Genomic DNA, 6,683 nt, shown 5'->3' on the forward strand with positions numbered 1-6,683 from the left:
GCCCGGCCCCCGTCCGTGGACCGGGGCCGGGCCCTGAGGGCAGACGAGTCGGGCTGTACGCCGGGTTCTGTCGCCCGGTCGCCTCGCGGCGGCCGGGGAGACGGCCATCCATCTAGGGCCGGCGTTGCCGCCGGCCTCGTGCGGTCTACCCGCGGACTCGGGCGGGCAGCCCTCGAACGTCCGCGCAGAAGCACCGGGGTGCTTCCTCTTGACCTTGCTCCGGGTGGGGTTTACCTAGCCGCCTGAGTCGCCTCAGGCGCTGGTGGTCTCTTACACCACCGTTTCACCCTTACCGGGAACCGGAGTTCTCGGCGGTCTGCTTTCTGTGGCACTGTCCCGCGGGTCACCCCGGGTGGCCGTTAGCCACCACCCTGCCCTGTGGAGCCCGGACGTTCCTCGGGAAGGTCCACAAGGACCTCCACGCGGCCGTCCGCCCGGCTCGTCTGCCGTGCCGACCATGGTACCGGGCGGGCGGGACGCCGGGGACCGGCGGTGGCCGTGGCCAGGACCGAGCCCGCGAGGATCAGGGCGAAGGCGGCGAGGACCCCGGAGGTCAGGCGTTCGTCCAGGAGGAGGGCGCCCGCGGCGACCGCGACCGCCGGGTTGACGTACGTGATGACCGTCGCCCGGGTCGGCCCCGCCTCCTTGATCAGCTCCAGGAAGGCCACGAAGGCGACGGCCGTGCAGATCACGCCGAGGCCCACGAGGGCGGCCAGGACCTGGCCGGACGGTATCGACTGCGGCCGGGTGAAGGCCGCCGCGGGGGCGTAGACCAGGGCGGCCAGGGCCAGGCAGGGGGCCGTCAGGTGCAGCGAGGGCACGTCCTTGAGCCGGCGGGCCACGATGAGCGGGGCGGTGGCGTAGCCGACGACCGTCAGCAGCACCTCGACCAGCGAGCGGGCGTCGCCGCCGGTCAGATGAGGTGCCGTCAGGACCGCGACCCCGGCGAGGCCCAGGGCGAGGCCCGTCAGGCGCCGGGCGCCGAGCCGTTCGGTGTCGCCGAGGAAGCGGGCCGCGGCCACGCCGACGATCGGCACGCCGGCGATCAGCAGGCCCGCGGTGGAGCTGGACAGATGGCGTTCGGCGTCGGTCAGGGTCCACCAGGGGACCATGATCTCGATGACCGCGAAGGCCAGCATCGGGCGCCAGTGGGCCCGTACGGTCCCGGTCAGACCGCCCTGGCGGATCGCGAAGGGGAGCAGCAGCGCGGCGCCGACCGCACAGCGGGTGAACACCACCACCGACGGGGACACCTCGTCCACCGCCACTTTGATCATCAGATAGGGGATGCCCCAGATCACTCCCATCAGGGAGAACAGAAACCAGCCGCGTGCAGTCATACGGGCAGTCTCGGTCACCGGCCCGTGGCGCGTCTTGAACGCTGTTGCGCCCCGGTCGCGCGCTGTCGCGCCCCGGGCGGGGGCGGGAGGACGCTCGCGCGGTACGCCGCCGGGGTCACCCCGAGCACCCGGCGGAACCAGCGGGTCAGATGCGCCTGGTCGGCGAAGCCCACGAGGGTGGCGACCTCGGCGGGGCGCAGCCCCGACTCCAGGAGCCGGCGGGCCCGGTTCACCCGGTGCTGGGCCAGCCAGGCGTACGGCGGGATCCCCGTCGTCGTGCGGAAGGCGCGCAGGAGCTGGTAGCGGGACAGGCCCAGGTCGGTGGCGAGGCAGGCTAGGGAGGGCGGGTCCTGGAGCTCGTCGGCCAGGCGGTCCCGTACGGCCTCGGCTATGCGTGCGGCGCCGGGGACCTCGTCGCGGTCCGGGCGGGCGGTGGAGTGGCGCCGGGTCAGCGCGGCGAGCAGCCACGGGAGGCGGGACTCGGCCTCCAGGGGGTCGGGGCGGACGCTCAGTTCGGTGTGCGCGGCGCGCAGCGCGGCGGCGAGTTCGGGGTCGTCGAGGAGTCCTTCGCGAAAGTGCGGGAGTCCGCCGCGGGCGCCCTCGGTGAGCAGGGAGGGCTCCGCGTACAGGGCGCGGTAGGCGTAGCCGTCGCAGGCGGCGGGACCGCCGGTGTGCATCTCGCCGGGTGCCAGGACGACGATGGAGCCGGGGCCGGTCCGCAGGTGGCCGCCGCGGTAGCCGATGAGCTCGGAGCCGCCGACGCTGACGCCGATGGTGAACTCGTCGTGGGTGTGCGGGGCGTAGCGGTGCTGGTCGAAGCGGGCGGTCAGCAGGTCGAGGGGCCGGCCGTCCCGGCCGAGGACGGCCCGGGTCCAGCGGGTCTCCTCTTTCCCCGAATGACCGGTCGTGCCGATCCCCGGGCCTTTCCCCGGGTGCTCGACGGTGCCTTTCCCCGGGTGCTCGTCCGTGCCGTTGCCGGGGGCCTCGTCCGTGCCGTCGCCCGAGTGCTCGTTCGTGCCGGTCCCGGGGTGCTCGGTCCTGGCCACTTCTCCCCCTCGCCACCGTGGTCGCGCGCGTCCGCCGCGTTCGCTCTACGGGCCAACACCGGCGTCCCCCGTTTCCATGCCGGTGGCCGGGGCCGGGATCAGGCGGGCTCGAACTGCGCCTTCGCCGTTCCGGGGTCCGCCCGGGTGAGCCGGACCCGCAGGCGTTCGCCGAGGGGCAGCGCGGCCGTGCCGCCCGAGATCCGGGCGAAGACCGCCGGGGACTCCAGCTGCACGGTGCCGACGCTGGGGTCGTGTTCCTGTACGTCGACGACGCAGGCCTCGAAGAGCTCGCCGACCCGGTCCTTGAGGAGTGCGGCCTCCACGATGTCGACGCACTCGCGCTCGACGGTTCCCGCGCGCCGGCTGCCCTCGGCCATCTCCTTGGGCAGGGCGTCGAGGGCCGCGAGGACCCACTCGGGCGTCGGCAGTCCGGCGGCGGCCGCGAGGCAGATCTCCGAGGCGTAGCGGTCGACGAGCCGCCGCAGCGGGGCCGTGCAGTGGGCGTAGGGCGCGGCGACGGCGGAGTGCGCGGTGACCTCGGGGAGCACGCCGTCCCGGAAGACGGTGTACCCGGCGCCGCGCAGCAGGGTCGTGCACTCCTGGAGGAAGGCCGCGTGGTGCGGCAGGTGCGGGTCGAGGGAACGGACGAGCCGCGCGTACGAGACGTGGTGCGGCCAGTCGATGCGCAGGGCGCGGGCGGTGCGGCGCAGACGTCCGACGGCTCCGTCGGGCGCGGCGGGCAGGGTCCGCAGGACGCCCGTGCCGTGGTCGAGCATCAGCTCGGCGGCGGCCATCCCGGTGAGCAGGGAGATCTGCGCGTTCCAGCCGTCGGCGGGCAGCGGGGCGCGGTAGGCGAGTTCGTACGTGCCGTCCTTCTCGACGATCTCCTGCTCGGGCACGTTGAGCGAGATGCCGCCGCGCTCGACCTCCAGGGCCTCGCGCAGGGTGCCGATCTCCTTGAGCAGGGCGAGGGGTTCCTCCGCGGTCCCGTCGTCGATCCGGCGCTGCACGCCCGCGTAGTCGAGTTTGGCGCGGCTGCGGACGAGGGCGCGGCGGACGTCGGTGATCTCGGTGCGGCCGTCCGCGGCGAGGTCGATCGTCCACAGGACGGCCGGGCAGGTCTGGCCCGGGAGGAGGCTGGCGGCGCCCTCGGAGAGCCGGGGCGGGTGGAGGGGGACCTTGCCGTCCGGGAAGTAGAGGGTCGTCACGCGTCGGTGCGCCTCGGCGTCCAGTGCTCCGCCTGGTGCCACGAAGGCGGCGACGTCGGCGATGGCGTACTGGACGCGGTAGCCGCCCCGTTCGCGGCGGGAGAGGTGCATCGCCTGGTCGAGGTCCTCGGCCGTCGGCGGGTCGACGGTGAACAGGGGGAGGTCCGTGGCGTCGTACGCGGGCAACCGGGACGGCGGTCCCACCTCGGCGAGGACGTCGGCCGGGAAGCTCCCGGGCACGCCGAGCTCGGTCCGCAGTGCGCGGAGGGCGGCTCGCAGCGGGGCCTGGGGGGCGCCGGTGACGCGGACGTGACGGCGAGGCATGGGTCGAGCGTAGGCCGGGGGCACCGGTTGAGCACGCGGAAGGGGGCGCCCTCCGGGCGAGGGGGACCGGCGAGCGGCGGGGGTGGGCACGGGGGGTGGGCAGCTGTCGCGCGGGATCGTGGCGGGAAGGTGGTCCGGGTGCACCCCGTAGGCTGGCGGCGGTCCGTACCCATGTGAGGAGAACCCACCGTGCTCGTGCTGCTGCCGCCTTCCGAGGGCAAGGCACCCTCCGGCCGGGGAACCGCGCTCAAGCCGGAGTCGCTGTCCCTGCCCGGTCTCGCCGAGGCGCGTCGGGCGGTCCTGGACGAGCTGGTCGAGCTGTGCGTGGCCGACGAGGACAAGGCCCGCGAGGTTCTCGGACTGAGCGAGGGCCTGCGGGGCGAGATCGCGAAGAACACGGAGCTGAGGACCGCGGGCACGCGCCCGGCCGGGGAGATCTACACGGGGGTCCTGTACGACGCCCTGGACCTGGCCTCGCTCGACACCGCGGCCAAGCGGCGCGCGGGCCGCTCGCTGCTCGTCTTCTCCGGACTGTGGGGCGCCGTGCGGGTCACCGACCGGATCCCCTCGTACCGCTGCTCGATGGGCGTGAAGCTGCCGGGCCTCGGAGCGCTGGGCGCGCACTGGCGTGGGCCGATGGAGACCGCGCTTCCCGAGGCCGCGGGCGACGGTCTCGTACTGGATCTGCGCTCCTCTGCGTACGCGGCCGCCTGGAGGCCCAAGGGCGAGGTGGCGGGGCGGACCGCGACCGTGCGGGTGCTGCACGCGCAGCTGGTGGACGGGGTCGAGAAGCGTTCCGTCGTCAGCCACTTCAACAAGGCGACCAAGGGCCGGATCGTCCGCGGTCTGCTCGCCGCGAACGCGGCGCCGAGGAACCCGGCGGAACTGGTCGAGGTGCTGCGGGACCTCGGGTACACCGTGGAGGCGGAGGCCCCGGGCAGGGCGGGCCGGCCGTGGGCGCTGGACGTGGTGGTGCGGGAGATCCACTGACCCGTTGCAGCGTGCACCGTTGCAACATGCGCAACGGTCTTTGCGCAGGGTGCTTCCCCCGGGCAGGATGTGGGCATGACGTCGTCACCGCCCCCGTTCTCGCGTGCCTCCGTCCTGGATCTCGCGCCCGTCGTCCCCGTCGTCGTGGTCACGGACGTCTCCGACGCGGTGCCGCTGGCCCGGGCGCTGGTCGCCGGCGGGCTGCCCGCGATCGAGGTGACCCTGCGGACCCCGGCGGCGCTCGACGCGATCCGAGCGATCGCGGCCGAGGTGCCGGAGGCGGTGGTGGGCGCGGGCACGGTCCTCACACCGGAGCAGGTGACCGCGTCGGTGGCGGCGGGCGCCCGCTTCCTGGTCAGCCCCGGCTGGACGGACGGGCTGCTGGCCGCGATGAAGGCGTCCGGGGTGCCGTTCCTGCCGGGGGTGTCCACGGCCTCCGAGGTGGTCGCGCTGCTGGAGCGGGGGGTGCGCGAGATGAAGTTCTTCCCCGCTCAGGCGGCGGGCGGCACGGCCTATCTGAAGTCCCTGTCGGGACCGCTCCCGCAGGCACGGTTCTGCCCGACGGGCGGCATCGGCCCCGAGTGCGCCCCGGACTATCTCGCCCTGCCCAACGTGGGCTGCGTGGGCGGAAGTTGGATGCTCCCCGCGGACGCGGTCGCGGCGCGGGACTGGCACCGGGTGGAGGAGCTGGCCCGGACGGCGTCGGCACTGCGCCGGTAGCCGCAGGCCCACCCCGTGAAGGACCCGTGCGGTGCCGGGAGCGGGCGCGGTGGGGTCAGCGCAGGTGTGAGGTGTCGTTGAACAGGCGGACGCTCGCGTTGCCGTCCGCGTAGTACGCCACCGCCGAGAGGGACGCCGCCGACAGCTCCATCCGGAACAGGGACTCCGGCGGGGCGCCGAGCGCCAGTCGTACGAGGGTCTTGATCGGGGTGACGTGCGTGACGAGCAGGACCGTGCGGCCTGCGTGGGCGGCGATCAGCTTGTCGCGGGTGGCCGCCATCCGGTGCGCCGTGGCGGCGAAGCTCTCGCCGCCGCCGGTCGGTTCGGCCTCCGGGGAGGCGAGCCAGGCGTCCAGGTCCTCGGGGTGGCGTTCGCGCACCTCGCCGAAGGTCAGGCCCTCCCAGGCGCCGAAGTCCGTCTCGCGCAGGCCGTCCTCGACGGTGACGTCGAGGCCGAGGCGGGCGGCGACGGCCGCGGCGGTCTCGCGGGTGCGGGCCAGCGGGGAGGCCACGATGGCCTGGATGGTGCCGCGCGCGGCCAGTGCCCTGGCCACGCGTTCCGCCTGTTCCCGGCCCGCGGCGGACAGCGAGGGGTCGGTGCCGCCGCTGCCGGAGAACCGCTTCTGCGGGGTCAGGGGGGTCTCGCCGTGCCGCAGGAGTACGAAGGTGGCGGGGGCGCCCATGTCGGGGGGTGCGGTCCAGCCTGCGGCCGGCGTTTCGGTCCGGGCGGCGGCCACGTTTCTCGCGGCCCGCCTGTCGTCGCCGGCCGCTCCGGCTCGGCCCGTGTCCCCCGGCCCTGCGGGCGGGCTGCCGGCTTCGCCGCCGGGTGACGGGGTGCCGCCTTGCGTCGTCCCCCGGCCGTCGGCCGTCGCAGGCTGGTCGCGCAGTTCCTCGCGCCCCTCACGGGGCATGTGTGTGCCGGCCGGCGTCGTCGCCCGGCTGCCGGCCGTCCCGGGCTGGTCGCGCAGTTCCTCGCGCCCCTTGCGGGGCATGTGCGTGCCGGCCGGCGTCGTCGCCCGGCCGTCGGCCGTCGACGGCTGGGCGCGCAGTTCCTCG

Annotated in this window: 5 protein-coding genes, 1 other RNA gene and 1 pseudogene; 2 read left to right on the forward strand and 5 right to left on the reverse strand. The window is 74.9% G+C overall.

The window, feature by feature from the left end; genetic code table 11:
• Positions 1-40: 40 nt before the first annotated feature.
• The 4 genes and pseudogenes from rnpB to ACFWI4_RS40970 form a co-directional block, all read right to left on the reverse strand.
• Positions 41-442, reverse strand: an RNA gene (rnpB, locus tag ACFWI4_RS40955) — RNase P RNA component class A.
• A 118-nt stretch (positions 443-560) separates the two neighbouring features.
• Positions 561-1,340: pseudogene (locus ACFWI4_RS40960) on the reverse strand (DMT family transporter); the annotation flags it as partial.
• 14 nt (positions 1,341-1,354) lie between these two features.
• Complete coding sequence (locus ACFWI4_RS40965; protein WP_387206801.1) at positions 1,355-2,254, reverse strand: AraC family ligand binding domain-containing protein; 900 nt, start codon at positions 2,252-2,254, stop codon at positions 1,355-1,357.
• A gap of 230 nt (positions 2,255-2,484) precedes the next feature.
• Complete coding sequence (locus tag ACFWI4_RS40970) at positions 2,485-3,918, reverse strand: RNB domain-containing ribonuclease (RefSeq protein ID WP_387206792.1); 1,434 nt, start codon at positions 3,916-3,918, stop codon at positions 2,485-2,487.
• A gap of 189 nt (positions 3,919-4,107) precedes the next feature.
• On the opposite strand from ACFWI4_RS40970, the gene yaaA reads away from it, so the two are divergent.
• Both yaaA and eda read left to right on the forward strand, forming a co-directional pair.
• On the forward strand, positions 4,108-4,908 hold the full coding sequence (gene yaaA, locus ACFWI4_RS40975) for a peroxide stress protein YaaA (protein ID WP_387206794.1): 801 nt from the start codon (positions 4,108-4,110) through the stop codon (positions 4,906-4,908).
• Positions 4,909-4,983: 75 nt separating this feature from the next.
• On the forward strand, positions 4,984-5,628 hold the full coding sequence (gene eda, locus ACFWI4_RS40980) for a bifunctional 4-hydroxy-2-oxoglutarate aldolase/2-dehydro-3-deoxy-phosphogluconate aldolase (protein ID WP_387206796.1): 645 nt from the start codon (positions 4,984-4,986) through the stop codon (positions 5,626-5,628).
• A gap of 55 nt (positions 5,629-5,683) precedes the next feature.
• Here eda and ACFWI4_RS40985 read toward each other — a convergent pair.
• Positions 5,684-6,683, reverse strand: a 1,000-nt coding sequence (locus ACFWI4_RS40985; protein ID WP_387206798.1) for a bifunctional RNase H/acid phosphatase, incomplete at its 5' end; no start/stop codon positions are given.

It is taken from the genome of Streptomyces sp. NPDC127038, from assembly GCF_042725875.1.
Classification (GTDB): domain Bacteria; phylum Actinomycetota; class Actinomycetes; order Streptomycetales; family Streptomycetaceae; genus Streptomyces.

Coding starts and splice junctions, on each gene's coding strand:
- eda (WP_387206796.1), top strand. CDS start 4,984: ATGACGTCGTCACCGCCCCCGTTCTCGCGTGCCTCCGTCCTGGATCTC.
- ACFWI4_RS40970 (WP_387206792.1), bottom strand. CDS start 3,918: ATGCCTCGCCGTCACGTCCGCGTCACCGGCGCCCCCCAGGCCCCGCTG.